This window comes from Sutcliffiella horikoshii (assembly GCF_008180725.1).
GTDB classification, from domain to species: Bacteria; Bacillota; Bacilli; order Bacillales; family Bacillaceae_I; genus Sutcliffiella_A; species Sutcliffiella_A horikoshii_B.
Genome location: NZ_VTEV01000005.1, coordinates 291,630 through 316,418, shown reverse-complemented (window position 1 = coordinate 316,418; position 24,789 = coordinate 291,630). Strand labels below are relative to the sequence as shown.

The 24,789-nt window shown below is 41.8% G+C and carries 30 protein-coding genes; 21 read left to right on the top strand and 9 right to left on the bottom strand.

Features of this window, described 5'->3' with window-relative positions:
• The first annotated feature begins 65 nt into the window (after nucleotides 1–65).
• On the top strand, nucleotides 66–389 hold the full coding sequence (locus FZC76_RS13840) for an S-Ena type endospore appendage (protein ID WP_148988761.1): 324 nt from the start codon (nucleotides 66–68) through the stop codon (nucleotides 387–389).
• A gap of 31 nt (nucleotides 390–420) precedes the next feature.
• The gene (locus FZC76_RS13835; protein WP_148988760.1) at nucleotides 421–768 is read left to right on the top strand and encodes an S-Ena type endospore appendage; all 348 of its coding nucleotides are present in this window, start codon (nucleotides 421–423) and stop codon (nucleotides 766–768) included.
• A gap of 5 nt (nucleotides 769–773) precedes the next feature.
• Here FZC76_RS13835 and FZC76_RS13830 read toward each other — a convergent pair whose 3' ends face one another.
• Nucleotides 774–1,568: an S-Ena type endospore appendage gene (locus FZC76_RS13830; RefSeq protein ID WP_316246616.1), complete on the bottom strand. Its 795-nt coding sequence runs from the start codon at nucleotides 1,566–1,568 to the stop codon at nucleotides 774–776.
• Between the two features lie 209 nt (nucleotides 1,569–1,777).
• Between FZC76_RS13830 and FZC76_RS13825 the strand changes: the two genes are divergently transcribed.
• Complete coding sequence (locus FZC76_RS13825; protein ID WP_148988758.1) at nucleotides 1,778–2,020, top strand: hypothetical protein; 243 nt, start codon at nucleotides 1,778–1,780, stop codon at nucleotides 2,018–2,020.
• A gap of 152 nt (nucleotides 2,021–2,172) precedes the next feature.
• On the opposite strand, the gene FZC76_RS13820 is transcribed toward FZC76_RS13825, so the two are convergent.
• Entirely contained in the window at nucleotides 2,173–2,718 is a 546-nt protein-coding gene (locus tag FZC76_RS13820) for a C1q-like domain-containing protein (RefSeq protein ID WP_148988757.1), read from the bottom strand.
• 169 nt (nucleotides 2,719–2,887) lie between these two features.
• Here FZC76_RS13820 and FZC76_RS13815 point away from each other — a divergent pair, with 169 nt between their 5' ends.
• A complete protein-coding gene (locus tag FZC76_RS13815; RefSeq protein WP_148988756.1) occupies nucleotides 2,888–3,301 on the top strand; it encodes a VOC family protein in 414 nt (137 codons plus the stop codon).
• A 175-nt stretch (nucleotides 3,302–3,476) separates the two neighbouring features.
• A complete protein-coding gene (locus FZC76_RS13810) occupies nucleotides 3,477–3,659 on the top strand; it encodes a hypothetical protein (protein WP_148988755.1) in 183 nt (60 codons plus the stop codon).
• 42 nt (nucleotides 3,660–3,701) lie between these two features.
• On the opposite strand, the gene FZC76_RS13805 is transcribed toward FZC76_RS13810, so the two are convergent.
• The gene (locus tag FZC76_RS13805; RefSeq protein ID WP_148988754.1) at nucleotides 3,702–4,265 is read right to left on the bottom strand and encodes a GNAT family N-acetyltransferase; all 564 of its coding nucleotides are present in this window, start codon (nucleotides 4,263–4,265) and stop codon (nucleotides 3,702–3,704) included.
• A gap of 407 nt (nucleotides 4,266–4,672) precedes the next feature.
• Here FZC76_RS13805 and FZC76_RS13800 point away from each other — a divergent pair, with 407 nt between their 5' ends.
• The 3 genes from FZC76_RS13800 to FZC76_RS13790 all read left to right on the top strand — a co-directional run bounded on the left by FZC76_RS13800 (nucleotide 4,673) and on the right by FZC76_RS13790 (nucleotide 7,285).
• A complete protein-coding gene (locus FZC76_RS13800; protein WP_148988753.1) occupies nucleotides 4,673–4,969 on the top strand; it encodes a hypothetical protein in 297 nt (98 codons plus the stop codon).
• A gap of 402 nt (nucleotides 4,970–5,371) precedes the next feature.
• Nucleotides 5,372–6,583, top strand: a complete 1,212-nt coding sequence (locus FZC76_RS13795) for an MFS transporter (RefSeq protein ID WP_148988752.1) — start codon at nucleotides 5,372–5,374, stop codon at nucleotides 6,581–6,583.
• A 306-nt stretch (nucleotides 6,584–6,889) separates the two neighbouring features.
• Entirely contained in the window at nucleotides 6,890–7,285 is a 396-nt protein-coding gene (locus tag FZC76_RS13790) for a VOC family protein (RefSeq protein ID WP_148988751.1), read from the top strand.
• 300 nt (nucleotides 7,286–7,585) lie between these two features.
• Here the strand turns inward: FZC76_RS13790 and FZC76_RS13785 are convergent, their stop codons facing one another.
• Nucleotides 7,586–8,155: a TetR/AcrR family transcriptional regulator gene (locus tag FZC76_RS13785; protein ID WP_148988750.1), complete on the bottom strand. Its 570-nt coding sequence runs from the start codon at nucleotides 8,153–8,155 to the stop codon at nucleotides 7,586–7,588.
• Nucleotides 8,156–8,416: 261 nt separating this feature from the next.
• Here FZC76_RS13785 and FZC76_RS13780 point away from each other — a divergent pair, with 261 nt between their 5' ends.
• Nucleotides 8,417–10,360 carry an efflux RND transporter permease subunit gene (locus tag FZC76_RS13780; protein WP_262372635.1) on the top strand — a complete coding sequence of 648 codons (1,944 nt, stop codon included), beginning with the start codon at nucleotides 8,417–8,419 and terminating at the stop codon, nucleotides 10,358–10,360.
• Nucleotides 10,360–12,165, top strand: a complete 1,806-nt coding sequence (locus tag FZC76_RS13775; protein ID WP_148988748.1) for a YhgE/Pip domain-containing protein — start codon at nucleotides 10,360–10,362, stop codon at nucleotides 12,163–12,165. Before FZC76_RS13780 ends, FZC76_RS13775 begins: the two co-directional genes overlap by 1 nt.
• A gap of 591 nt (nucleotides 12,166–12,756) precedes the next feature.
• Here FZC76_RS13775 and FZC76_RS13770 read toward each other — a convergent pair.
• Both FZC76_RS13770 and FZC76_RS13765 read right to left on the bottom strand, forming a co-directional pair.
• Nucleotides 12,757–13,167: a sporulation protein gene (locus FZC76_RS13770; RefSeq protein ID WP_187442073.1), complete on the bottom strand. Its 411-nt coding sequence runs from the start codon at nucleotides 13,165–13,167 to the stop codon at nucleotides 12,757–12,759.
• Nucleotides 13,095–13,550, bottom strand: coding sequence for a sporulation protein (locus tag FZC76_RS13765; RefSeq protein ID WP_148988746.1), 456 nt, complete (start codon nucleotides 13,548–13,550; stop codon nucleotides 13,095–13,097). The genes FZC76_RS13770 and FZC76_RS13765 overlap by 73 nt, the downstream gene beginning before the upstream one ends.
• A gap of 168 nt (nucleotides 13,551–13,718) precedes the next feature.
• Between FZC76_RS13765 and FZC76_RS13760 the strand changes: the two genes are divergently transcribed.
• Nucleotides 13,719–14,072 (top strand): PadR family transcriptional regulator, encoded by a 354-nt coding sequence (locus FZC76_RS13760; protein WP_148988745.1) that lies wholly within the window; start codon nucleotides 13,719–13,721, stop codon nucleotides 14,070–14,072.
• On the top strand, nucleotides 14,059–14,721 hold the full coding sequence (locus tag FZC76_RS13755) for a permease prefix domain 1-containing protein (protein ID WP_148988744.1): 663 nt from the start codon (nucleotides 14,059–14,061) through the stop codon (nucleotides 14,719–14,721). The genes FZC76_RS13760 and FZC76_RS13755 overlap by 14 nt, the downstream gene beginning before the upstream one ends.
• A 135-nt stretch (nucleotides 14,722–14,856) precedes the next feature.
• On the opposite strand, the gene FZC76_RS13750 is transcribed toward FZC76_RS13755, so the two are convergent.
• Nucleotides 14,857–15,426 carry a biotin transporter BioY gene (locus tag FZC76_RS13750; RefSeq protein ID WP_148988743.1) on the bottom strand — a complete coding sequence of 190 codons (570 nt, stop codon included), beginning with the start codon at nucleotides 15,424–15,426 and terminating at the stop codon, nucleotides 14,857–14,859.
• A gap of 153 nt (nucleotides 15,427–15,579) precedes the next feature.
• Between FZC76_RS13750 and FZC76_RS13745 the strand changes: the two genes are divergently transcribed.
• The 5 genes from FZC76_RS13745 to FZC76_RS13725 all read left to right on the top strand — a co-directional run bounded on the left by FZC76_RS13745 (nucleotide 15,580) and on the right by FZC76_RS13725 (nucleotide 19,408).
• Nucleotides 15,580–15,969 (top strand): VOC family protein, encoded by a 390-nt coding sequence (locus FZC76_RS13745; RefSeq protein WP_148988742.1) that lies wholly within the window; start codon nucleotides 15,580–15,582, stop codon nucleotides 15,967–15,969.
• A 679-nt stretch (nucleotides 15,970–16,648) separates the two neighbouring features.
• Entirely contained in the window at nucleotides 16,649–17,176 is a 528-nt protein-coding gene (locus FZC76_RS13740) for an RNA polymerase sigma factor (RefSeq protein WP_148988741.1), read from the top strand.
• A complete protein-coding gene (locus tag FZC76_RS13735) occupies nucleotides 17,151–17,906 on the top strand; it encodes a hypothetical protein (protein WP_148988740.1) in 756 nt (251 codons plus the stop codon). The genes FZC76_RS13740 and FZC76_RS13735 overlap by 26 nt, the downstream gene beginning before the upstream one ends.
• Nucleotides 17,907–18,051: 145 nt before the next feature.
• On the top strand, nucleotides 18,052–18,585 hold the full coding sequence (locus tag FZC76_RS13730) for an RNA polymerase sigma factor (protein ID WP_148988739.1): 534 nt from the start codon (nucleotides 18,052–18,054) through the stop codon (nucleotides 18,583–18,585).
• Nucleotides 18,575–19,408: a hypothetical protein gene (locus FZC76_RS13725; protein ID WP_148988738.1), complete on the top strand. Its 834-nt coding sequence runs from the start codon at nucleotides 18,575–18,577 to the stop codon at nucleotides 19,406–19,408. Before FZC76_RS13730 ends, FZC76_RS13725 begins: the two co-directional genes overlap by 11 nt.
• 210 nt (nucleotides 19,409–19,618) lie before the next feature.
• Here FZC76_RS13725 and FZC76_RS13720 read toward each other — a convergent pair whose 3' ends face one another.
• A complete protein-coding gene (locus FZC76_RS13720; protein ID WP_262372608.1) occupies nucleotides 19,619–20,098 on the bottom strand; it encodes a GNAT family N-acetyltransferase in 480 nt (159 codons plus the stop codon).
• Between the two features lie 203 nt (nucleotides 20,099–20,301).
• Between FZC76_RS13720 and FZC76_RS13715 the strand changes: the two genes are divergently transcribed.
• The 3 genes from FZC76_RS13715 (at nucleotide 20,302) to FZC76_RS13705 (ending at nucleotide 22,393) form a co-directional block, all read left to right on the top strand.
• Entirely contained in the window at nucleotides 20,302–20,937 is a 636-nt protein-coding gene (locus FZC76_RS13715) for a lysoplasmalogenase (RefSeq protein ID WP_148988737.1), read from the top strand.
• Between the two features lie 98 nt (nucleotides 20,938–21,035).
• Entirely contained in the window at nucleotides 21,036–21,518 is a 483-nt protein-coding gene (locus FZC76_RS13710; protein ID WP_148988736.1) for a CBO0543 family protein, read from the top strand.
• Between the two features lie 293 nt (nucleotides 21,519–21,811).
• Nucleotides 21,812–22,393, top strand: coding sequence for a sensor histidine kinase (locus tag FZC76_RS13705; RefSeq protein WP_148988735.1), 582 nt, complete (start codon nucleotides 21,812–21,814; stop codon nucleotides 22,391–22,393).
• A gap of 29 nt (nucleotides 22,394–22,422) precedes the next feature.
• On the opposite strand, the gene FZC76_RS13700 is transcribed toward FZC76_RS13705, so the two are convergent.
• The gene (locus tag FZC76_RS13700; RefSeq protein ID WP_148988734.1) at nucleotides 22,423–22,935 is read right to left on the bottom strand and encodes an acyl-CoA thioesterase; all 513 of its coding nucleotides are present in this window, start codon (nucleotides 22,933–22,935) and stop codon (nucleotides 22,423–22,425) included.
• A gap of 161 nt (nucleotides 22,936–23,096) precedes the next feature.
• On the opposite strand from FZC76_RS13700, the gene FZC76_RS13695 reads away from it, so the two are divergent.
• Entirely contained in the window at nucleotides 23,097–24,551 is a 1,455-nt protein-coding gene (locus FZC76_RS13695; protein WP_148988733.1) for a protein adenylyltransferase SelO, read from the top strand.
• The last annotated feature ends 238 nt before the right edge of the window (nucleotides 24,552–24,789 follow it).

The window sequence follows — 24,789 nt, the reverse complement described above, 5'->3', positions numbered from 1 at the left end:
AGCGCCCAAACATTTATGGGCACAACTTCATAGCATGGAAAAGAACCGTATAGGAGGGATTTGGAATGTGTTGTAATAATTCAAACTGTGCGCCACAAGCACAACTTTTTCAAGAATGTATTTCAGGGAATTTTTTAGGAACGGGAACCATTGTGACAGTATGGTCTGCTGCTGCCGGTCAATATTCCCAGGGGACTTTTTCTCTTTTTAATTCGGCTTCTAGCGCTACTAATGCAACTGGGACAATAAATGGTGCAACAGAAATAATAGCTGCCCCAGGATCTACTGTGTCTCAATCTGTTTCAACACCGACTGCTTTTGCCATTACAGCAGCCACAGGTGATAACGGGACCTATTGCATAACCTTGTATAAACGAGTGTTGGCTTAAAAAAATTGTGTGCTTGAAATGAGGTGAGGGCGTGAGTGTGGTTACTTGGTGCTTTGAGAAAGAGAGGGAGAAGGTGACGGATTCTTTTTCGGGCCATTTTTCACTAGGTTGTGGGGAAGAAAATGTGGTGCTGTGGGAATCGAATAAGAGTGTGGCAGTTTGTACCTTATCTGTTTTCTTGGCCGAAAGTTGCGGTGAAGGCGTGACGGTGCAAGTGGTGGATAGAAAAGGTTGTGTCGAAACGTTCACTGTCACAACGAACAACACTCGCTCCAGGACCTTTAAAAATGTCAAAGAGATTAGGGTAACTTGTGAGCCGGGGCTTCAGTCATTCTTTTGTTACGGGCGATATTGTTGTGATGTGCATTATTTTATATGAAAATTTCAATGCTCTGGTGGGTACATTCCTTTCAGGGTAATGTTGGTCTTCTTGAGTGTTTCTACATTTATTTTTCCAGAGACATTCACATAAAGGTATGACAGCTCCTCCTCTGGAGAGCCGGGTATGATGGTAGGGATTACTTGAACCGAGGAGAGTTCGGCATGGATGGCAGCTCCTTTTGGTGCGTACATGTTTACGTAGGTTTTGTAATAGATGGGCAAGGTAGAAGGGGAATTATCTTGTATAGAAACGGTAACAAAGCCTCTGATTAGAAGGGAGGCTTTTTGCGTTTGTGTGGAGATATCAGGGTTGGAGGGAAGGGTGGCTTGGCAAGTAAGCGGAGTTGCGGTCCCGTTGTAGTCGGAAAAATAGCAAGGTGAAGGTGTTGGTTTAGAGGGTGGGGTTTGGATGTGTAGGGTGATGTCATATTTTCCACTGCTAAAAGTGGACGGAGTGGATCCTTTAATTTCGATTTTTTTTAGATGGGAAGATGTGAAGGAGCGGGAGGCATTTTGCCTGGTAATGGATATCGAGGGTTGGTCATTGATGAGGACGGATATGTAGTCCTTATTCTCCGTGCAGTGGATGGTTAGTGTCCCAGCGATCTTTAACTTGTCCGGACACTCCCATAAAATTTCGGTTGAGTCTCCATGGAGCTCATAAACACCTTGGATCTTTGTTGTGGTTCTGTTTTTCCTTTGCTTATGAAAACAACTTAATAGATCAATCGAAAATGAATGCTGCACCCAATCAAGAACCTCAACTGTATTGATGCAATGGCTATCATCCTTCTTCATCACACATTGCGCCCCTTTCCCTTTATACAATGTACGTTTTATGCGAGAGGATTATTCCGGGGTCGGTTGAGGGGACAGGCACGATGACCCAGTGCGGGTCACCGGGCCTGTCCCTTTTTCTCTCGAAAATAAGGTTCTATGTATATATTTAATTGGTAAAATAGTTGGGAAGAGATCCTGCAAGTTAGGTAGGAAGTGGAGAGTGGAGTATGAGCAAGAAAGCACTAAAGAATTCGTCACTTGTTTGTTTTATCATCTGTGTGTTGCTTTGGACGCCAAATGTGTTGATGAGTATCGCCAGTCCGTTTTGGATGTTGACTTTCGTTGTTGGTCCGATCGGTCTTGCGCTCGGTTTGGTGGGGAAGCATTATTACTTAGCTATTTTAAATTTTATTATGACGTTTAGTTTCTTTTGGTTAATGGGAATTGGTTATTATTTTTTGGGACCTTAATGTGGAAAAGGACGTTGCTTTTGCTTGGTCAGAGAATAGGCTGGGTGCAAAAGTAACGTCCTTATTATGTTGGTCAGGAAATTGGGGAGAAGGTTTGGTGAAGTGTTGAGGAATGGGTCACGGTGCCTGTCCCCTTGGCTCTTTCCTAGTTTCTAAGATACTTTAAACGCATCAAAGTTGGAGCTGTAGGCGAAGTTTGGAATTTCGACGTCTGGTTCGATGAAGCCGTTGGTGGTGCTTTGTCCGAAAATTTCAACAAGGTCGCCGGCTTGTAGTTGTAGCACGCCGGAAACACTGACGACGTTGAGGTTGTCAAGTTGATTCCAGTAGTCATTGTCGACTTGAACAGTAACACCGTTAACGACGATGTCAATTCGAGTACGGTATGGAACGTTTTCATTTGGTTCAAAGGTAAAGCTTGCTGCAACATAGTAGACGCCACTTTCTCGCGGCACAAACGTAGAGTTAGTAGAGTTGTAGATGTTACCGATATCAAACTGTTCCTTTTCAAACGTAATTTTTCTTGATACATTGGCTTCTAAAGGTTGAACGTCTGTTTTAAGTGCACGGAATGCCGGGTTCATGCGGTCTCGGCCACTGTCGCCACATTTAACGTTGATGGTGATGTCCTTGGAGTTTTTCTTTTGGTTGGGATAAAAGGTAGTGCCTGAATCATTTTTATAGTGGTACGTTTTCATAAATTCACCTCCCCTTCATCTATTATTTTATGGAAGTCTTGTAAAAAGGTTCGGGTGTTTGGAAGAAAAGATAGATTTCTTAGTTAAAGAAGTGCGATGTAGTAGTGTCTATTACTAGAACTATCGGATAAAATAGGATTGTACGTATTTCATACTAGGGGTGAAGATTGTGTCTGTAGATGTTTATCTTGTATTTGACGGGAATTGTAGAGAAGCGGTTGAATTTTATGCAAAGGTGTTTCAAACAGAATCCCCGCAGATTATGACCTTTGGGGAAAGTCCGCAACACCCGGATTATCCACTTCCTGAGGAGGCGAAAGAACGTATTATGCATACTCGCCTTTCTATTGATGGTAGTAATGTGATGTTCTCGGATACCTTTCCGGGTCAAGAATATATTCAAGGCAACAATGTGACACTGGCACTGGTTAGCCATAGCACAGATAACTTAACATCTTGGTTTGAGCAACTAAAAGAAGGCGGAAAAGTTGATATGGAACTGCAAGAAACCTTCTGGAGCAAGCTATACGGACAAGTAACAGATAAGTTTGGCGTCCACTGGCAATTAAATTTTGGAGAATAAAGATTATGATAAAAATGCCTTCGTTACTGAGGGTGTTTTTTTGGTTTGAGGGGGTTTGATGGGACAGGCACGGCGACCCATTTGGGTCAGAGTGCCTGTCCCTCCGACGTCAGTATAATTTTCCCTATCCTTTTCATACTAAGAAATGAAAAAGGAAAAAGGAGGGATACTGACGATGGCGAAAAGAAACGGCAAAACAGGTGCGGATCAAAAGAATAAAAAAGGCTTTGACGCCAGCCAAACAGACGCTGAATTCTCTAAGGAATTAGGCAGTGCTGCAGCCAACCAAGCTCATAAAGAGAAAGCAAAAAAAGAAAAGTCCTCTAAGAATCAAGGGGAATGGAATGGTATGAACTAGGAGTAGAGGGGACAGGCACAACGATGCCTGTCCCTAAAAATTTTAATTAACATTTTTATAATATACCAAGTTGTCCGTCCACTCATCGTTTTCAAAAATAAAGCCTTTCCGAATACATTCAAATTCCATGCCCACACTTTCCGCTAATTTTACAGAAGGGGTGTTATCCAAGTTAATGTGGGCTTCAATGCGGTGGAAATTCAATTGTTTAAAAGCGATGTCGAGTGCTGCCCTTACTGCTTCGCTGCCATAACCTAATCTCCAAAATTGATTATGAATGGTATATCCAATCCTCCCCCAATGGAAATCATCTCTGGCAAGGGTGGAAAAATCGATCATCCCAATGTGTGTCCCATCATTTTTTCTAAACACACCAAAAATATGGGCTTTGTCTGCCAGTGCCAATTCTTGATGTTTATCCACAAGATTATGAAACCATTCTGGTGTACAAATGCTCATATCCATTTTTCCTTCATCATGTGGATGTTGGGAAGGTAGGCGGTTTTCATATTCATGTAACCAGTTTTCATAGTCTTCTTTCTTTAGTGGTCTTACTATTAATCTATCGGTCTCTGATTGATTGGCGAATTTATTTGTTGTAGTCAATGTGACATCTCCTCAGCATTCTTTCTTTATCTGTTTTATTGTCCGGATTTTTGATTTATTAGCCAACTTTTTATTTTATTGTCCACTTTCCCATTATATTGTCCACTTTCCCATTATATTGTCCATTTGAGGCCATATAAATGCCATTCGACAAAATGGGATGGTGAAATGTGGAGTTTCACCTTTTCACAATTCGGGAATGTTAAAAAAAGGAAGTATACTAGAGCGAGTGTTTTATGAAAACGGGAAATTCAAGGATGGGAGAAAAGTTACTGCTTTTGAAGTGGGAGTTTGCTATTTTGAGAAAACATAAACCATAACACCTATTCTAAACAAGTTGGCGGATTGGTAAAATTAATCTGGATAATTTTTTGGACTTCGATGGTGTAAAGGGTGCTAGATACTAAATGAATGTCGTTGAAACTATTTATTTTGCAATTGGATCATTTATATTTATTAATTTTTTCTTTGCTCTTTTATATTTACTTAGTAGAAGAGCAGGTGATAGATTATTTGATGGGTTGTGTAAGTACTCGGATTGCCTAGGATCTTTGTTGATTCTAATACTGTTGGGATTGACGAATTTTGTAGCAATGCTTATCTATGATCGCTTTAATTGGTTTGTAGCACGGCTGGTGATGCTTTTATATGCGGCATTATTATTTATTTCATTTTTTATTTTTTTAATTATTATAGATGCTTAATGATAGATATTAGGGATCAAACAGGCACGCCGACCCGCTTGGTGGTCGGTTTGCCTCTTTCCGAATAACATAGTGCGACTCCGTTGTTTCTTGGCGGGGTCGTTTTTGGTTGGTGTTTGTCGCTTCGCTTGTATTTGGGGAAGTTTGGACAGTAAAGTGGAGGCATTGGACTGTATTTTCATTTTTTGCGACAGTATTGTGGTCATTTCCGACAGTAAATGGGTGTGTTTGGACAGTAAGTGGGATTGGACAAGTAATACAATGGCAAAAACAGTTCCTCTACATCTAAAGTCGGACCTATCCCATCACAAAGCTGTATTCAAACTTCATTCCTTCGCTGAATGTTGCCAAATTTTTCTTCTATTATGATGAAAGTATCATAATTGGAGAGGGAGAACGGAAATGAACAGTTTATATAAGGACATCAGGTTTCGGTATATAATTTTAGCGAATTTGGCTTCATCGATTGGGAGCGGGATCACGATGATTGCGATTCCGTGGCTGTTGGTGACAAGCGATAATGGCAATGAAGTGTTTGGGTATGTGGCAATTTGTATGACGATCATCAACTTTTTGCTTACACCGTATTTGGGGTATTTAATTGATAAAATTTCTAGGAAGAGTATGATTGTGAGCAGTAAAGTCGTCAGTCTCGTTGCTTTGGCTCTATTTTCCGGAGTAGGGTTTGTCGGGGTGGATTACGAGCTGTGGCATTACATCGTCATTTATATGATTGGCAGCTTGTATTACACGATTTTCTATCCCACGATGTTTGCTTTAAATCAGGAGCTGTTCCATAAAAATCAGTTTAAGGTATTGAACGGCACAATGGAGGTGCAGGGGCAGCTGTCGAGCATGGTGGCTGGAGCGATTGCTAGTATTCTTCTGTTAAAGTGGGATCTTCATTACATTTTGCTTTTAGATGTATGGACGTACGCACTTGCCATCTACTTTTTTACGAAAATACCGTATGTGAGAACGCGAAAAGAAAAAGCAGTTACAGTAAGTACATCTGAAGTTATTAATTATGTAAAAAGGGAGCCAGGTATGTTCCTGTTTTTGCTGGCATCGTCCCTGCCATTCATCGGGGTCATGCTCACCAACTATTTGTTTCCTGTCTACTTGGCCAATGTGTTGAAAGTGGAGGGGAATATTTATGGTATCCAGGGGATGGTTTATGGGCTGGGTGCCGTGCTGGCTGGGATTTTTGTTCCGATTGCCGCGCGAAAATTTGAGGATGAGAAGCTGGTGGCAGGGACGATGCTACTTTTTACAATTGCTATTTCAGTTATGGTGTATTTACCCGTGGGTGGCTATCTGTTCATGATGTTGTTAATCGCCCTCGGTAACAGTGGAGCAAGGGTTGCTCGGAATACTTTCATGATGGATCGGATTCCAAATGGGATTATTGGCAGGGTCGATGGCTTGCTGAGAGCAGTAGGGCTTTTGTTAAGAATTATGTTGTTGGGGTTGTTCACGGGACTTGTTTCCATGGGGCAAATTATGATGTGTTTTACTATCTTGGCGGGTATTTTGGTGGTCGCTTCAGTATTTGTGGTCGTTTTTTCGCGGAAAGGTCTGCGAGTAGCTGGTCGGGAGGCCGTTAAAGTGTAATGGGAGCCAACATGCATGGCTCCTTTTGGTTTGGTGGGAAAAGTTTATTGTCCAACTATTGGATTTATTGTCCAAACTCTAGAATTTATTAGCCATTTTTTTATTTTATTAGCGACTATAGGTATTATAATTGCCATTCGACAAAATACGTCATATTCCACACGCTGGGTCGCCGTGCCTGTCCCCTCAACCCAACGTAAATTTCTGAATTTTCATAACTACTATTGAACCCTTATCTATCTATGATTTATGATAGAGAAGTAAGTTGGTACATATTTGAAATATTAATCTAGTAGGAGGGGTACTATGGGAAGATTAATTCATTTCGAAATTCATGTGGATAACATGGAGCGTGCGAAGGGGTTTTATGGTGAGGTGTTTGGATGGACGTTTCAAGATTGGAGCGAATACGCAGGAACTCCGTATTTTGGAGCGGTGACAGGGGACGAGAATGAGCTTGGTATCAATGGTGCATTGATGCAACGAAAAGGTGCTGCGCCTGAGGCCAATCAACCTCTAAATGGGTTTGCCTGCACAATTGGTGTGGAGGCGTACGATGTTACAGAGAAATTGATACTTGAGAACGGCGGGAAAGTGGCGGTGCCAAAGCATGCGTTGCCTGGTATGGCATGGCAGGGTTACTATATGGACACCGAAGGCAATGTGTTTGGTATCCACCAGCCAGATCAGAATGCGAAATAGATAGAGTTGGAGACAAGACCTGATGTGTAGGTCTTGTTTTTTCTTTATGAGCTAGAAGTCTTGAGAATCAGCCAGTTTGCTAGTTTAGGCGGGAAATTAAGGCGCCATTTGATGATGAGCCTCCCGGAATCGAGGGGGATATGGTCCGTTCGGGTGAATTATTTTCCAAAAGCGGGTATTTATTTTCCGTTGGGATGATTTTATTTTCCAAAGTCACCGATTTATTTTCCATTAACCCAACTTATTTTCCAAAGTCCCTCCCCATTTAACTTTCCCTCTTGTCCAAAGGAACTCTCTGCGTCACCGTGCCTGTCCCCTCAATCCGCGGTTCAGAAACTCATTCAACAACCCCGCCATCTCCTTAGGGGTCTTGTTCATCCCACTTTCCAACCAGTTTTTGATCATATAAATACTCCCACTCACAAAGAATATACTTAAGTATTCGAAGGTCTCTGCGTCTACTTGTTTATGAGGAATAAAATTCTTCAGTATGTATTCCTTTGCAATCATCATGCCTTTTTTCTGGAATTGCACTTCGGTGTTTTCGCTTAACAGGATACAACAAATATCACTCTTAGAGGCGATGTATTCGAAGATTTTCTCGGTCATTTGGTATGCCTCGTCTTCTTTTGAGAAATTATATTGGTTAAGCGTTTTGACCATGTCTACGGTGAATTCGTCGTCAATGGCATCGAGCAGGTCGTACTGACTGGAATAGTGGGCGTAAAAGGTGGAGCGATTTATATCCGCCTTTGTACATATTTCTTTTATGGTAATGCTTGCAATCGATTTTACCTTTAATAAATCTAACAAACTTTCCTTCAGCACCATGCGTGTGTACTGCTTTCTTCTATCCTTTTTTTCGCTCATTACATCACTACCTTTCTTAAAAAACAACACAATAGAATGATTTGTTGTCTATCTAACATCCGGAACACAACTGTTTGTTGTATACCCAACACCGTGTCTAATATAATAATAAGATGAAAAGGGGTACGACACAAGAGAGGATGAACAACGATAAATATTGCATCACGTATTATAAAACATAAAAAGGCTGTTTTGATTGTGTTTGCGTTGGTGACCATCATCTCGACCGTGGCGCAGTTTTTTGTTTCGGTTAATTATAATATGGTAGATTATCTGCCAGATGATGCCCAGTCGACCAAGGCAATGGAGATCATGGAAAAAGAATTTACGGGCTCTGTACCGGATACTCGGGTCATGATTTCTGATGTGACGATACAGGAAGCCGTTACGTATAAAGAGAAATTAGAAGCCATTGATGGAGTGGCAGAAGTAATCTGGCTTGATGATGTGGTCGACTTGAAAACGCCGCTTGAAATAGCGGATCAGGAGATGGTCGAAAGTTACTACAAGGATGGCAATGCCTTATTCTCCATCAGCGTCCGCAGTGGGGATGAGGTGGCGATTACAGATGCCGTTTATGAATTGATTGGCGAAAATGGTGCAATCGCTGGGGAAGCGATCAACACCGCCACCTCGCAAAAAATGGCAGGGAACGAATCCATGTATGCGGCCATGCTGCTTGTGCCAATCATCATTTTCATTCTCATCATTTCCACAACATCCTGGGTGGAACCGGTATTCTTCCTTACAGCAATTGGTGTATCCGTCCTAATCAACTTAGGAACCAATATCTTTATCGGTGAGGTTTCCTTTGTGACGCAGTCGGTGGCGCCAATCTTACAGCTCGCCGTCTCACTTGATTATGCGGTGTTCCTCCTACACAGCTTTTCAGAATATCGAAAAAAAACAAACAATCCCGAAGAGGCCATGGAGCTTGCGATGAAAAAGTCGTTCCCGGCCATCACGGCAAGTGCGGCTACGACATTCTTCGGATTTATTGCTCTTACGTTTATGGAATTTGAGATTGGTTCTGACCTTGGATTGAACTTGGTGAAGGGGATCGTCCTTAGTTTCATAAGTGTGATGGTATTTTTACCTGCATTAACATTGTTCTTTTATAAATGGATGGATAAAACGCAGCATAAGAGCTTTATCCCAAGTTTTGAGGGAATCGGCAACTTCGTGGTGAAGTTAAGAGTTCCGAGTTTACTTATTGTCCTTGCACTATTGGTACCCGCATTCCTTGCGCAGACCAATACTTCTTTTACATATGGATTTGGTGAACTGCCAGACCATACGAGAGCAGGTGCGGACTATAAGAAAATCAACGAATCGTTCGGTGAGATTACACCTATTGTCCTCTTGGTGCCAAAAGGCGAGGTGGCAAAAGAGGAGGAGCTTGTGGCAGAGCTTGAATCCCTGGACTATGTCACAAGTGTGGTGTCTTACGTAAATATGGTGGATCCTGTGATTCCACCAGAGTACTTGGATGAAGAAATCCGAAATGAATTTTATTCGGAAAATTATAGCCGGATAGTTATTAACACGAATCAGGCGACAGAAGGAGACATTCCGTTTGCGATTGTGGAAAATGTGGATAAAGCCGCAACCGTGTATTACGGGGATTCCGCGCTCAGCCTTGGGGAGAGCGTGACGTTGTATGATATAAAAAACACGGTAACCAAGGATAATATTTTGGTCAATGTGTTGACGGTTGTGACGATTGCCATTGTGTTATTGATTGGTTTCCGGTCCATTTCGATACCGATTGTATTGTTACTAGCCATTCAGTCTTCAGTGTGGATAAACTTATCCATCCCTTACTTCAGCGAAACGTCACTTGTGTTCGTTGGCTACCTCATCATCAGTACGGTACAGTTAGCGGCAACGGTTGATTATGGAATATTGTTTACTGAGGCTTACACGCACCATCGCAAGGAAATGTCTGCAAAGAAGGCGATTATTAAAACGCTAGATGAGAAGACCTTCTCGATTTCTATTTCAGCAGCCATCCTTTCGAGTGTCGGGTTTATTTTATGGATTACGTCTTCTAACCCGATTGTTGGTTCGATCGGACTGTTGCTTGGAAGAGGTGCGTTGCTGGCGTTTATCATGGTGCTGTTCTTCCTGCCGGCTATGCTGCTAGTGTGTGATAAATTCATTAAGAAAACGACCTATAAGTCCAATTTTAAAGAGGAGAAGTGATGATGGGAAAGAAAAAACTACTATATGTTACACTAGCCGGAATGATTTTCTTGCCTTCATTTCTTGGGAATGCGAGTGGGGCTTTCGCTGAAGATCAAAAGAATGTGCGATCTAAGGAAGAAGTGGTCTATGCGACACTGAAAGCAAACGGAGATCTCGGCCCAATCTATGTTGTGAATACCCTCGAGGTTGCCAAGGCTGGGGAAATCCTCGATTTTGGCGATTATAAATCGGTGAAAAACTTGACGGACATGACAGAGCTTGAGCAAGAAGGAGAGCGTGTGGCGGCAGATGTGGAACAGGAAGGGAAGTTCTACTACCAAGGGGACTTGGAAGAAGGAACTCAACTGCCTTGGGATGTAACGGTTACGTATCTTTTAGATGGCCGTAAAGTGGATCCATCAGAGCTTGCTGGGGAAAGCGGACATGTTGAGATACAGGTGGAGACAGCTGCCAACAACAACGTTGCATCCGTCTTTTATGAAAATTACTTGCTGCAAGTTTCCCTGACGATGCCGAATACGTATCAGAATATCGAAGCATCCTCTGGTGGCATGCAGGCGAATGTCGGGAAAAATAAACAGATTACCTTTACGGTAATGCCTGGAAAAGAAGAGCAGCTACGAGTTGAGGCATATGTGGAAAACTTTGAATTTAATGGTGTCGAGATTGCCGCAGTCCCATCCAGCCTTCCGATTGATACAACCGGAACGGAAGGGATGACAGGTGATATGGCAGAACTGTCTGATGCCATCGGGCAATTGAATGATGGGGTTGGGCAGTTGCAGGACGGAGTTTCTGAGTTGAACAGCGGTGCGGCGAAACTGCGTGACGGGTCTGTACAATATAAAAATGGAATCAATCAGCTGAATGGATCGTCATCTGAGTTGGTTGGGGCATCGAACTCTATAAAAGAAGCATTAGGAACAATTAACCGGGAACTATCCGCTGGTGCGGCTGACGTTGATTTGAGCAGTTTGACAGAATTACCTGCTGGATTGCGTGAGCTAGCGAAAGGCTTAAATGAAACGGCAAACGGGCTCGCTGCTCTACAAGAAAACTATGCTGCGGCATATGCTGTACTAGATGGTGCCATTACTGAAATTCCCGCTGGTGACCTATCAGAGGAAGAGATTGCCGCTTTATATGAGAGTGGAGCAGATCCTGCAGTTGTGGATAAGTTAACGGCCAACTACGCAGCTGCCCAAAAGGTGAAAGGGACTTATGCACAGGTGCAGGAAGCATTTGCTGCGGTCGAACCATCCCTGACCCAGGTTGACGGAGCAGTAAGAGGAATAAGCGGCACGTTGACGACGATTGCTGATGAACTTTCCGCTTCCTTAGAGGAAACAGACTTGAGTGGTTTGGCGGAGTTGACAAAGGGCTTGGAAACATTGGCAGCCAACTATAATCAGTTCCATTCCGGGCTTGTGAGTTATACGAATGGAGTAGGCGAGCTGTCCACAAACTATTCACAAGTTCACATAGGCTTGCTTGGCTTGACGGACGGTACGAGTGAATTGTCTACAGGTGTGGATGAGTTGTCTGAGGGAACAGAGGAATTGTATTCTGAAACCAAGGACCTGCCTGCAAAAATGCAAGCCGAGATTGATAAAATGATTCAGGAATACGATAAATCAGATTTCAAACCGGTGTCATTTGTTTCTGAAGAGAATGAGAAAGTTACTTCCGTTCAGTTTGTTATCAAAACGGAAGCAATAAAGATGGAAGAGAAGAAAACGAAGGAAGCGGAGCCTGAGGAAAAGAAGGGGTTCTGGACTTTGTTCAAAGAGTTGTTTAAATAGATTGAAATTACCGTTTTCTGTTGACTGATTATCTTTCAGTTTGCGAGGAGGCGGTATATTTTTGTTCTTTATCAAGTGGAAGGAGAGGTTTTAGACAGTTGGTGAAAAGGGAAGCTGTATTTGTCTAATAGAAATTGTCTATTGGACAAGAGTGTTGTAATAAGAGGATATCTGTCTAATAGCAAGGCTCTATTGGACTAAAAGTGGACGAAGCAGGTGGAAGTGTCCAATAGAAGGGCTCTATTGGACAAAAAAGTGGACGAAGCAGGTGGAAGTGTCCAATAGAAGGGCTCTATTGGACTAAAAGTGGACGAAGCAGGTGGAAGTGTCCAATAGAAGGGCCCTATTGGACAAAAAGGTGGACGAAGCAGGTGGAAGTGTCCAATAGAAGGGCTCTATTGGACAAAAAGGTGGACGAAGCAGGCGGAAGTGTCCAATAGAAGGCCTCTATTGGACAAAAAGGTGGACGAAGCAGGTGGAAGTGTCTAATGGAAATGCTCAATTGGACAAAAGAGTGTACAAAGCAGAAGAAAGTGTCTAATAGATTACCAGAAGAGCCAATCCCACTTTCAGGATCGGCTTTTCATTGCTTTATAGCACTCTATCAATAATCTTCTCAAACTCATCACTCACAGATCTTCTGTCATTCAAGATCTGCTCATTCTTAAACGTCACGCTACCTCTGTTTTTATCCAAATTCAACTTATCCACAACCGAGGATAAGGGGTTTCTCCGCAGTTTATCCACATCAAACAGCACCGTTGTTTCTATATCTCCCTGGAAAATGTAAACCTCAATTTCTTCTAGTCTTTTAAAATATTTTCCGAATGTAGGGACGAATTCGTATTGTTGGCCGAATACTTTTTCGGATTTTAAGTTGAAGGGAAGCTTCTGGGTTTCCATTTGGCGGAACTTTAATCCCAGGACTCTCAGGGCGTCGAGGATTTGCTCGTGTACCTTGGTTGGTTCAATGGTGATGTAGTCCTTATCCCTCGGATCCACAGCATTCTTGACATCCGCTTCCGTTGCAATCCAAACAGGCGGAATATTTTGCCTGTCTCTGGATCCTGCATGGTGATAGGTGTATCTAAAGGAATGGGGAAAGAGAATGGGATTTCCTTTCGCTCTCCTGCATGAATGGTAAAGGAATCATTTAGTTTGTGCGTATGTATGACTGTGTTGGTGAGGCGGCTGCTACCTTCATGACCGTGCAGCGTCATCAGTTTTAAATGAATGGCATCAATTTTTTGATTGGAACTTCCACCCAAAATACCCACAACTCCATCCAACACTTCCCCTTGCATAAAATAGTTCTTCTTCAACTTCGTATCCACTTTCGCCGAGCCAATTCCGACACTTGTAATTAGTTTTGAAAATAGGGACATTGCTACTCCTCCTTAAACTGTCTACTAATTAGTACGAAAAGAAGCGGAAGAAGTTTCTTTTATAAAATTAGTAATTTGTGGAATTTAATAAACCAAGTACTTTGTTGTAAAAATTACTTTGACAGACATAGTAATATGTTATAAATTATAACCAGGAGGTGAGAAAATGTGGAAACTAAAATATCGACTGATTTGATACGGGGGCATACAGATACCATCATTCTGAATGTGCTCCGCCAAGGGGACAGTTATGGTTATCAAATTTATAAGACCATTATGGAACTAAGTGAAAATCAATATGAGTTGAAAGAGGCAACGCTTTACACAGCTTTTCGGCGCCTGGAGAAGGAAGGCTCTATTGCTTCTTATTGGGGAGATGAAACCCAGGGCGGCCGCCGAAAATACTACCGCATCACAGAAAACGGTACGGCACGTTACGAGCAATATAAGAAAGAATGGAAGTTTGCTAAAGAGATACTTAATTACTTGATAGAGGGAGGAATCGAGAATGAAGAGAAGTGATGTGGACAAAAAAGTTCAGGCGTATGTGGATGGCCTTTTCTCCGGTGTTGGTGAAAGTCAGCAATTATTTGATCTTAAAGAAGAGCTAGCAACTAATCTAAAAGAAAAAATCGCGGACTATAAGAAGGATGGGATGAATGAGCAGGCTGCATTCAAAGAAGCAGTAAGTTCCATGGGCGACCTTAGCGGACTTGTCGATGATATGCGGGAAGTCGGGCAGGACAAAGCGAAGCAGGCGGTGTACTCATCCATGACAGCGCGAATCTCCGCGGCCGGTTTGATCACTGGCATATTGCTGATTCTGTTCGGCGTATTAACATCTGCCATGTTGTATTTTATGGACATGGACTTGGAAGCTGTGACAGGGACTGCGATTTTTGTTGTGTTTGGGGTTGCCATCATTACGTATAGCGGATTAACTAGAGAAAGCAGTAAGAAATATGCGATGAATAGGGTTCGTGCGATTTTATATGCAGTGGCAATCGGGTTGGTCGCATTTAGTTTGTTTGTGGCATTTACAACAGGGTTTGCAACAGGAGAGATCTATATTGCAATCAGTTCCTTTATGGTGTTCTTCTTGGTTGGAGTTGGCTTATGGTTAGGTCTTGCTTTTACGGGGACGGATCGTAGGAAGATGGTGGCGAGGTAGTGATATCGCAAGGAAATTGGGCAAAAGAAAACCACCTTCTGCTTCGGTAAAAAGAAAAGGTGGCAATCATATTAATAAAATTCGTTGAGAGAAGTGTTGGCGCACTTCTCTCTTTTTTTATTATACACCAGAGTATTATGCAGCTACATCCCCTTTTACCTGCAAAAGGTTAGCCTGCTTCAGACGTCTTCTTACTGTAATCCCAATCCAACTTGCCAAAAAAGCTTTAATCAATCCCACCACAATAAAAGGATAAACCCCGAACTTCAACGCATCTGCCCATGACATATCCATCACAAATTTTAACTGAACAGTTCCCATCACAAGCGTAATAATCATCCCCACCGTGTTGGCAAGCATTGCCCATTTTAATGTGAAAGCTGTTTTTTCTAATATGTAGCCAGTGAAAAATGCAGCTAGGATAAAGCCGAATATGTATCCACCTGTAGGACCAACAAGTACTCCAGCTCCACCTTTCATTTCTGCAAACACCGGTAAGCCGACTGCACCAAGCAAGACATAACAGACCATGGACATAGCCCCGTATCTACTTCCAAGAATGGTTGCTGCAAGTCCTACAGCAAGTGTTTGCCCGCTGATTGGCACGAGCGGCAATGGGATTTCCATTTGTGCGAGCACCGCTGTAATAGCGGCGAACATAGAGCATAAAATTAGCCATCTTAATCTTTCGTTTTTTGCTGTCATTTAATGTTCCTCCATTTTTGTTAACTTTTCAATAAATTAAGTTTACATAAGTTTTTATATTATGGGAAGACTTTTTGTTCCATTCACTTAAAGGATTTTAATAAAGTAACGAGAAATTGTTACTACATAAACCTTAAAGGAGGCAAAAAAAAGATGATCAATAATCTCGGGCAAATCATGCTTTACGTTAACAACCAAGATGATGCGATAAATTTCTGGACGGAAAAAGTAGGGTTCCACGTAATTTCGGAAGAGGACAATGGGGAAGGAAAGAGATGGATAGAAATAGCGCCTTCAAAGGAATCGGAAACAAGCATCATCCTCCACAATAAGGAATTTGTTGCTAAAATGTCACCAGATCTCAACCTGGGTACACCTTCTATGATGTTTTTTACGGAGGATCTTGAAGGGCTATATGCAGACCTGACGGATAAAAGTGTAACGGTTGGCGAGATGGTAGAGATGCCTTCCGGTAAGGTGTTTAACTTTGCCGATGGGGAAGGGAATTATTTTGCGGTGATGGAGAAAGAGAAGGACAGATAATAGTTGACTTGCTGTAAATTTTAGCGCGACTACTTATAAGGGAGCATATTATTGTGGTGATGAAGACATTTGAACGGAGGAAAACGAAGTGTGGAGGTCTTCATTGGGGTGATGAAGACCTCTGTGCGGTGAAAACTGAAGTGTGGAGGTCTTCATACGGTTGATGAAGACCTCTGTGCGGTGAAAACTGAAGTGTGGAGGTCTTCATTGGGTTGATGAAGACCTCTGTTCGGTGGAAAACGAAGTGTGGAGGTCTTCATTGGGGTGATGAAGACCTTTGTTCGGTGAAAACTGAAGTGTGGAGGTCTTCATACGGTTGATGAAGACCTCTGTGACGCGAAAAACGAAGTGTGGAGGTCTTCATTAGGGTGATGAGGACCTCAGTACGGTGAAAAACGAAGTGTGGAGGTCTTCATCTAATTACGAAAAATCTTCCCCCCTCCATCAAAAAAATATGGTAAAATAACCCTGAAAATAAGTATTAAATGGAGTAAGCCAAGTTACTGGAACGCGCAGTGATTAATGGGAAATCTGGAATGAAGTGAAGATACTATAAGGATGGTTCTCCTGCTTCTGTGTAAGAGGCAAGAAGCCATTTTTTTATTTTTAGAAATTATTTTAAAACTTTTTCGAAGTTCGCCCGTCTATACAGTGTCAAAAAAATGAAGGGGGAAACCTGGTGTCATTCTATAAAGAAAATGAGATAGAGGAGTGGTATAGCCAATACCATCAGACTATTTTCAAATACATTATTCTCATGGTCAAAGACAGTCAGCAGGCAGAAGATTTGACGCAAGAGACTTTTTTAAGGGCATACAAGCATCATCATACATATAAAAGGGATTCTTCACCGAAGACTTGGCTCTTTAGGATTGCTCACAATACCACAGTTGATCACCTGAGGAAAATGAAACCGATAAGGTTATTCCATCAAGTTTTCCAAAAAGAGCAATCCGATTCATCGGAGGACATTGTCATTCTTAAAGAGAACTCACGTGAACTTTATGAGGCACTGAACAATCTTAAGGATAACTATAAACAGGTGATAATCCTTCGAAAAATTAAAGGCTTTTCTATTCTGGAAACAGCCCACATCCTGGATTGGTCGGAAAGTAAAGTAAAGTCAACCTTGTTTCGGGCCATCCAGACCTTGACTGAACATATGAAGGGGGAGGTAAATCATGAAGAGAAGCAGTTTAGAAGGTGACTACGGTTTGGACCAGTCATTAAAAAGGTTAGAGCATGATGTGGAGTGGAATCAGGATAGAGCCGATTTGGTAAGGGAGCGAATTGGTGCAGACATGTATAAAATAAAGAAAAAGCGGAGAACGGCAAAAGTCCTTCTTATTGCAGCAACTTTGTTTTTCTTAATGGGTACTCCTATTTTGCTTCAAGACCATTGGAGGTCATTGACGGAAGATTCTCCTGCAATAGAAAAAGAAACAATATTTCCGACTGAAGAACCAATTACAGCAAAACAGCAGGACAATGTCATCCTGTTGGATCCGGAATATCAATTCTTTCCTTTGAATGCACAGGAATATGTAGAAGGAATTAGTGGGGAGCCTACTATCACTAGGGCTTCATACGCTAAATATCCTTATCAATTGAATGAGAGTTTAAGTGATTTTCTTCATATCTTAATAGAACCCAATGAACTGTCTCAGGAGGAAATGTATAAACAATTGACTGTGGATTTAAATTATCATTCTTCTGTTCCTTACGAGTCTGAAGAACTAGTAGCTGGGGGACATCCAGCCTTTCTTGAAGTTTCCGGACAAGAAATGGGAGGGATGAACTTGAGGGTAGTTACTGAAGATTTTCTTTACCTTTTCACAACACCTAAATCGTTCCAACCAAAGGACATGACAAAGGAAGAGATAGAACAGTTAAAAGTAGATATGATCGAACTTGCAAATTTATTTCAATTTAAATGAAGGAGCGGTCCTCTCGTTTCCTAGTGTAAACTAGAAGAGCGGGAGAACCGCTTTTTTTTATTTTTAAAAAATGTAACCAAACAACAATCCTCACGTCCTTAAAGTAAGCAAATTTGCGATAGCTATAGAGAGATAGGTGAAATACATGGAGGGAGAATGGTCCATTCGAAAGCTGAATGATTGGTATGAGCGTTATAGTGATGAGGTTTTTCGTTATGTTCTGATGATGACCGGTGATCGGGAGATGGCGAAGGACTTGACCCATGATACGTATATCAAGGCTTATCATGCAATAGATCGTTTTAAAGGGGAGACAAGTGAAAGGAATTGGCTGTACAGGATTGCCCGGAATGCGACAATTGATGAGTTTCGGAAGAGGAAGCCTTTTCGTTTTGTAGCGGATTCTTTTGCCGCTACTGCCTTGCTTTCAACTACGGAATATCTACCAGAACAGGTAACGCAGCAAGGGGAATATGAGGCATATCTGTATCGAGCCTTGCAACAATTGAAAAGGTCTTATCGGGAAGTCATTATTTTACGAAAAATAAAGGATTTGACGGTGCGGGAAACGGCAGAAATCCTTGGTTGGAGTGAAGGCAAGGTGAAGACCACTTTGCACAGAGCGTTGGAAGCCTTAAAAAAACAGATGCTGAAGGAGGGCTATAACCATGACGCATGAAAAAGATGAGAGTCGCTTGGATCGGACATTGAAGGGGTATCAAGCGATTAGGATGGATGATGAAGGAAAGAAGGAAATTCATGAACGAGTAATGGAGTCCGTTAGGCAACCGGAGAAAAGACAACAAAGGAGATGGGATATGAGACCGGTCGTTTCATTTATGTTGGCTGGGTTTTTGTTGGTGATTGGTGGGTACTTTATTGCGACAGAGTTGATTTTCTCAGATGATACGGAAAAGAGTTTGACGGTGGATGAGACGGAGACTAGTGTGGAAACTGGAAACGGAGAGGTAACTCCATATACCAGTTTAGAAAAAGCGGTATCTGCTAAGCTGGGGACAGAGGTTAAGATTCCGTTTCATGCTGATGTTCCTTTACGGACTGCTTTTATCATGCATGACGGGTATCTTCTTAAAGGTGAGGAGGAGTATTTAGGCGATCCGGTTATGGCGGCTTTTGTGTATAGTACCCTAGAAGTGGATGATGAGGAAGGGGAGTCAGAGGAACTTAGAAAATTATCGAAATCTACGGATTTGATTTATGGGGAGTTTCTGGTGAATGATAAACACATGGTTGGGCTGAACATTTTAAATGGAGAAACGAGTCATATCGATTTAATTAATAGCAACCTTATTGGTGAGGAAAAAACTATTGCCGGAAAAACGGTTTACTATAGTCAGAGGAAAAATTCGATTCCAGATACGTTCAGAATAAGTTTCCGTGTGAACGAAGATGTATATGCATTCTATTTCAATGCAGAAAGAGTGTCGGAAAGCTATGCGTATGCTTTTGTGGAGAAGTCGTTGAAGCAGATAGAGGAGTAAGAGTAAGATAGAGAAGGGTTCTTTCGCACTTAGCGAGAGAACCCTTCTTTCTTTAAAATTCTAATGTAGTATAGCTGTTAAGGCTTTCTTTGAAATTCATAGGCGCCTCTGTGGTTTTTAGGTTGTTATAATCTGCATGAGGCATCCATTTTTCAAGAATCGGTAAGCATTCTACCAGGTCATTCTGCCGGGTACCGATTGTTTTATCCGTTAGTAGGTGGAATCCGAAATCGAATATAGTTTTATAGCCCGGTAGCTACCAGGTTGGGTGTGGAGGTACACAGGATATTCGTTATTCGGCACTTCCCTCATAATGATGGAAAGCAAGGCTCGCCCGATACCCTTTCCTTCATGTGATTTCAGCACCTTAAACCAGTGAATAGTCTGGAATTTATCGTAGGCCTTCCATAATAAGCAAGTTGCCACAGGGCGATCTTGCTCATCGCAAACGAAAAGGGTGTTTGTAAAAAACAGTTTTTCCTTCCCGCCATAGACAGTTTTGAAAAATTCCATCATAAATGATCGGTACTCTTTGGCAGTTTCTTCGTCGTCAAACGGCATGCTAGCCCATATATCCAGTTCGTCTTCCCGCATACTACGGACATAATACCCTTTTGGTAAATAGGTTAATGCATCCTTGTTGAGTGAGGAACACATCATAAATATATTTAAATCAGGGATTTCTTCCATTGAATTTAGCTCCTTTCATTAAAAAAATATAAGCTTGAGTGATCTGATTATTTAGCTGTACTCCCCAAATCGTAAACTCCTCTATGGCGTAGTCCAAGTTAGTGAACGCTTCAAGCTAACAGGAGGGATTTATTCTACATCTCTCTTCTAAGGTATATGTATTGTAGAATATAATAGAGTTTTTATGAAGGGGGTTATTTAATTTGTTGTTTTCACTTTCGATTCTTACTATGTTTTTGGGCAGCCTGTATCTGTTAGCAGTGGAAAAACAAGATAAGTCATGGGTTTATATCTTGAAGCCTGGTACTATGGTCATCATTATTTTAATTGCAATTTTGGGCTTGGGAGAATCGTCTTCAACATATGGCTGGTGGATCCTAGCTGGATTATTATTTTCTATATTAGGTGATATTTTTCTGATGCTTCCAAAAGATCGTTTTGTATATGGGTTAGGTTCTTTTTTGGTCGGTCATGTATGCTATGTTGTGGGATTTTCGTATTTTCCTGGCGGTGGTGCGGTAAATTTGTGGATTTCTGGAGCACTATTTCTTGTCGCTATTCTCTACCTTTTGAAACTTTCGAAAGGGGTTGTGAATTCGGGAGGCATCGTTCTTTTTCTAGCAGTCACAGCGTATGTAGCGATTATCACTTCCATGGTATGGGCAGCATTCTATAGTCAACAGCCTCTAATAATTGCAGGCGCCATCTTGTTTTTCTTTTCCGATGCCATTCTTGCCTGGGATAGATTTATCGGAAAGCTAACCTATAGAAACTATCTGGTAATGATCCCTTATTATTTGGCACAATATCTGTTTGCGATTTCTTTGCATTGGGTTTAATTTTTTTCATGTAGAAGTACCTTAGCATCGGATAATATCTTTCTTGATGGGAAACGTAAAAGTATTAAAATTACCATTCTTGACGAAAGGGTGTCCCAATGGAGAGAAGGTTGTTAAGTCTAATAAATATACTGTGTATGGTCTCCTTACCATTTTTATTTAAAGGTTCAAAAATGAGAGAGAATTTACTGGTTTTTTTCCTAAAGGGAGTTATTTCGATTTTACTTGATTCTTATGTAGTAGGAACTAAAAGAATTGCTTATCCGGTAAGGCCTTTTTCAAAAATTTTTAGTACAAATATTATTTATGATTTGTTGTTCTTTCCAATATTAAGTGTCATTTGGGTTAGAATATCTTACCACGATAAATGGAAAACCATATTACTAAAAAGTATGATTTTTAGTGTTCCAATGAGTTTATGTCAGTGGGTGCTAGAAAAAAACTCAAGATTATTTGAGTGGAAAAAATGGTCTGCTTTCCATACATTTGGCAGTATCAATTTTACCTTGTTCTTAGTTAGAGGTATTATAGGCTTCTTAAAAAGAATAGAAGCGATGAAACATGAGAATATAACAAATTAATTCACAATCATTGCTCCACCCAAGGTAATTAAGCTTTGGGTTTTTTATGTTTATATTAAAAAATTTCATGCGTCATTTTGGACTATTCAGGACAATATCTAGTCTTTTTATAACTTTGTATACCCCAACTTGTGGAAATAAAAAGTCAAAAGCACTTTAATATGGTAAAGTTATTATTAGAATAGTAGGAAAATATAAGAGGAACGTTGAGGGGCATACTATGCTGAATGAACTTTTACATAAAAATCCTTTTGAACATGATGATACGGTAGAGAAGATTTTATCAAAACGGAGTGAACCCTCAATACTATGAAATTATGGCAAGTGAGTTGGAACGGATTGAACTGATTTCTAATGAAATGCTTGTTCTTGCGAAACCACAAGCAAAATCCTTGGAAAGTGTGGACATGGTTAAGGTTTTGAAGAATGTAGTATTTTTACTGGATTCACAGGCATTGTTCCTTAATATAGAAGTCAAGCTGGAAGTAGCGGAATCACTGATGCATGACTGTGTGGAAAGCGAGATGAAACAAGTGTTCATCAACCTTTTAAAAAATGCCTTTGAAGCGATGCCGCGTGGTGGAGAGGTGACCATCCGTCTAAAGGAAACAGCCGAATCGGTTTATGTAGAATTTGAAGATCAAGGTGTCGGCATCTCTCCTGAAAAGATTAAGGAGCTGGGAAAACCGTTCTTTACAACAAAAGAACAGGGAACAGGCTTAGGTCTGCTTGTTACAAATAAAATCATTAAAAATCATAATGGCTCGCTTGATTATGAGAGTGAATTGAATAAAGGAACAGTTGCAAGGATTAAACTGGAAAAGCAAAACGCTGCGTCAGCGGAAGTGAAGCTTGCAGCAAATGTGATGGAGTAGAGGAGAGTGCCGGGATAGTGAGCACTCTCTTATTTTTGTTCTGAAAATCCACTTGTCAGCTTGGAAGCTAGCGCTTTGGATTCTGCTCTTCTGGTGCGTCGTGCTTTTGCCCGTTCTTCCCCGGTTTTGTTTAGGTACAGCTCTTCTTCTGTTTCTGGTGTGATAGAAGGTACTTGAGCAGGTTTTCCTTGATCATCAAGTGCCACAAACGTTAAAAAGGCTGTCGCTGCAATGTTTTTGGTGCCTTTTGTTAAATCCTCGGCTGTCACTTTCACGAAGACTTCCATGGAAGAATTCCCTGTCCAAGTTACAAAAGATTCAAAAATAACGGCATCTGTCGGTCGGATGGGGGACAGAAAATCCACCGAGTCCATGGAGGCTGTTACACATTCGCAACGGCACATGCGCGCAGCAGAAATAGAGGCTAACATGTCCACATCAGATAAAAGTTTTCCTCCGAACAAGGTATTATGGTTGTTAATGTCGTTTGGAAACACTCGGCTTGTTCGGATGACACGGGTATCTTTGCAGGTTTTGTTCATGGAGAATCTCCTTGTCTATTACATTGTTGATATTATTTTAACATTATTTTCCTCAGTTGCGAAGTTTGAACTCTCTATTGGAGAGGCTGATTTTATAAATATAAGCTACATAAAGGGTATAATAGATGTATCGATTTGACAGAAGAGAGGAAGGGGATTAGATGACCATTTTTAACAATATAGGTTGGAAATTTGATAATAGCTATGAATCATTACCTGAATTGTTTTTTTCAAAAATAAAGCCAAATCCTGTGGAGGCACCGAAGTTGGTTGTGCTAAATGAGAAGGTTGCCAGTGAGCTTGGATTGAGAGCAGAAGCTTTGCAAGAGGGTATAGGCTTATCGATTCTTGCAGGCAACACCGTTCCAGAGGGTGGTTCAGGTATAGCTCAAGCGTATGCCGGCCATCAGTTTGGCAATTTTACCATGCTTGGCGATGGCCGTGCCCTGTTGGTGGGGGAGCAGATTAATCCTTCTGGCGAACGTTTTGATATTCAATTGAAGGGTTCGGGGCGGACGCCATATTCCCGTGGCGGCGATGGTCGTGCAACTTTGGGACCGATGTTGCGCGAGTATATCATAAGTGAAGCCATGCATGGATTGGGAATCCCAACAACACGAAGTTTGGCTGTGGTGACAACAGGGGAAGAGGTGTTACGGGAAGGTTTGTTGCCTGGAGCAGTCATGACCCGAGTTGCATCCAGTCATCTTCGTTTTGGAACCTTCCAGTTTGCTGCTCAGTGGGGGGATATGGAAAAATTGCATGCGTTGGCTGACTATGCTATGAAACGCCATTACCCTGAGTTGGATGCAGGTGACTATCTTGGCTTTTTTAGAAAAGTAATGGAACAACAGGCAGAGCTGATTGCGAAATGGCAGCTCGTTGGTTTTATCCATGGTGTGATGAACACGGACAATATGACGATAAGCGGGCAGACCATTGACTATGGACCATGTGCGTTTATGGATGTATATGACCCGGCGACTGTATTCAGTTCCATTGATGTTCAGGGGCGGTATTCGTATGAAAACCAGCCGCGGATTGGGGGCTGGAATTTGGCAAGATTTGCGGAAGCTTTATTACCGTTGTTTGACGAGGATCAAAAGCGTGCAGTTGAGTTGGCGCAAGAGGAATTGTATAAGTTCTCGGACTTGTATAAGGGGTATTGGCTTGCAGGGATGCGTGCGAAGTTAGGTTTGTTTGGCGAGGAATCTGGGGATGAGGCATTGGTGCAAGGGCTGCTGGATGTGATGAAGGAAAGCAAGTCGGATTTTACGAATACGTTTCGTGAGTTGACGTTGGGGGAGCTGAATTTGAAAGGGAGGCCTGTGTTCCTGGAATGGCATTCGTTGTGGCAGGAGCGTTTAGGGAGGCAGTCTGCGAGTGCGGAAAGTGTGCGGGAGTTGATGCAGAAAAGCAATCCTGCGGTTATTGCGCGTAATCACCGTGTCGAAGCAGCATTGTTGGCTGCGGTGGAGCATGGGAATTATGGTGTGATGGAGAATTTGGTGAGGGTCTTGCGTGATCCTTATAGGTATTCGGAGGAACAGGAAGATTATTGTGTGGCGCCGGGTGCGAGTGAGACCGCTGGGTACCGGACGTATTGTGGGACTTAGGGTGATTTTCGATATGGCATGAACTATGGAGGTTTTGGCACGAACTTGGGTAGTTTTGGAACGAACTCGGGCGGTTTCGGCACGAACTCGGCTGATTTTGGCACGAACTTTAATAAAGGCTATGACGAATTGCTACAGAGAGGCGGTCTCAGTGCCCAATCTGTGATTATTATAGGAGGCGGTCTCAGAGCCCGAACTGTAATTGAAACAGTAAAAATGGTAACAGACAATTTGTCCC

Coding starts and splice junctions, on each gene's coding strand:
- FZC76_RS13700 (WP_148988734.1), bottom strand. CDS start 22,935: ATGAACAAAACCTGCAAAGATACCCGTGTCATCCGAACAAGCCGAGTG.
- FZC76_RS13785 (WP_148988750.1), bottom strand. CDS start 8,155: ATGAGCGAAAAAAAGGATAGAAGAAAGCAGTACACACGCATGGTGCTG.
- FZC76_RS13720 (WP_262372608.1), bottom strand. CDS start 20,098: ATGGAAGAAATCCCTGATTTAAATATATTTATGATGTGTTCCTCACTC.
- FZC76_RS13830 (WP_316246616.1), bottom strand. CDS start 1,568: ATGAAGAAGGATGATAGCCATTGCATCAATACAGTTGAGGTTCTTGAT.
- FZC76_RS13735 (WP_148988740.1), top strand. CDS start 17,151: ATGAAGAGAAGCAGTTTAGAAGGTGACTACGGTTTGGACCAGTCATTA.
- FZC76_RS13795 (WP_148988752.1), top strand. CDS start 5,372: ATGAACAGTTTATATAAGGACATCAGGTTTCGGTATATAATTTTAGCG.
- FZC76_RS13780 (WP_262372635.1), top strand. CDS start 8,417: ATGGTAGATTATCTGCCAGATGATGCCCAGTCGACCAAGGCAATGGAG.
- FZC76_RS13810 (WP_148988755.1), top strand. CDS start 3,477: ATGGCGAAAAGAAACGGCAAAACAGGTGCGGATCAAAAGAATAAAAAA.
- FZC76_RS13825 (WP_148988758.1), top strand. CDS start 1,778: ATGAGCAAGAAAGCACTAAAGAATTCGTCACTTGTTTGTTTTATCATC.
- FZC76_RS13730 (WP_148988739.1), top strand. CDS start 18,052: ATGGAGGGAGAATGGTCCATTCGAAAGCTGAATGATTGGTATGAGCGT.
- FZC76_RS13790 (WP_148988751.1), top strand. CDS start 6,890: ATGGGAAGATTAATTCATTTCGAAATTCATGTGGATAACATGGAGCGT.
- FZC76_RS13755 (WP_148988744.1), top strand. CDS start 14,059: ATGAAGAGAAGTGATGTGGACAAAAAAGTTCAGGCGTATGTGGATGGC.
- FZC76_RS13745 (WP_148988742.1), top strand. CDS start 15,580: ATGATCAATAATCTCGGGCAAATCATGCTTTACGTTAACAACCAAGAT.
- FZC76_RS13695 (WP_148988733.1), top strand. CDS start 23,097: ATGACCATTTTTAACAATATAGGTTGGAAATTTGATAATAGCTATGAA.
- FZC76_RS13750 (WP_148988743.1), bottom strand. CDS start 15,426: ATGACAGCAAAAAACGAAAGATTAAGATGGCTAATTTTATGCTCTATG.
- FZC76_RS13840 (WP_148988761.1), top strand. CDS start 66: ATGTGTTGTAATAATTCAAACTGTGCGCCACAAGCACAACTTTTTCAA.
- FZC76_RS13800 (WP_148988753.1), top strand. CDS start 4,673: ATGAATGTCGTTGAAACTATTTATTTTGCAATTGGATCATTTATATTT.
- FZC76_RS13710 (WP_148988736.1), top strand. CDS start 21,036: ATGGAGAGAAGGTTGTTAAGTCTAATAAATATACTGTGTATGGTCTCC.
- FZC76_RS13820 (WP_148988757.1), bottom strand. CDS start 2,718: ATGAAAACGTACCACTATAAAAATGATTCAGGCACTACCTTTTATCCC.
- FZC76_RS13775 (WP_148988748.1), top strand. CDS start 10,360: ATGATGGGAAAGAAAAAACTACTATATGTTACACTAGCCGGAATGATT.
- FZC76_RS13765 (WP_148988746.1), bottom strand. CDS start 13,550: ATGTCCCTATTTTCAAAACTAATTACAAGTGTCGGAATTGGCTCGGCG.
- FZC76_RS13725 (WP_148988738.1), top strand. CDS start 18,575: ATGACGCATGAAAAAGATGAGAGTCGCTTGGATCGGACATTGAAGGGG.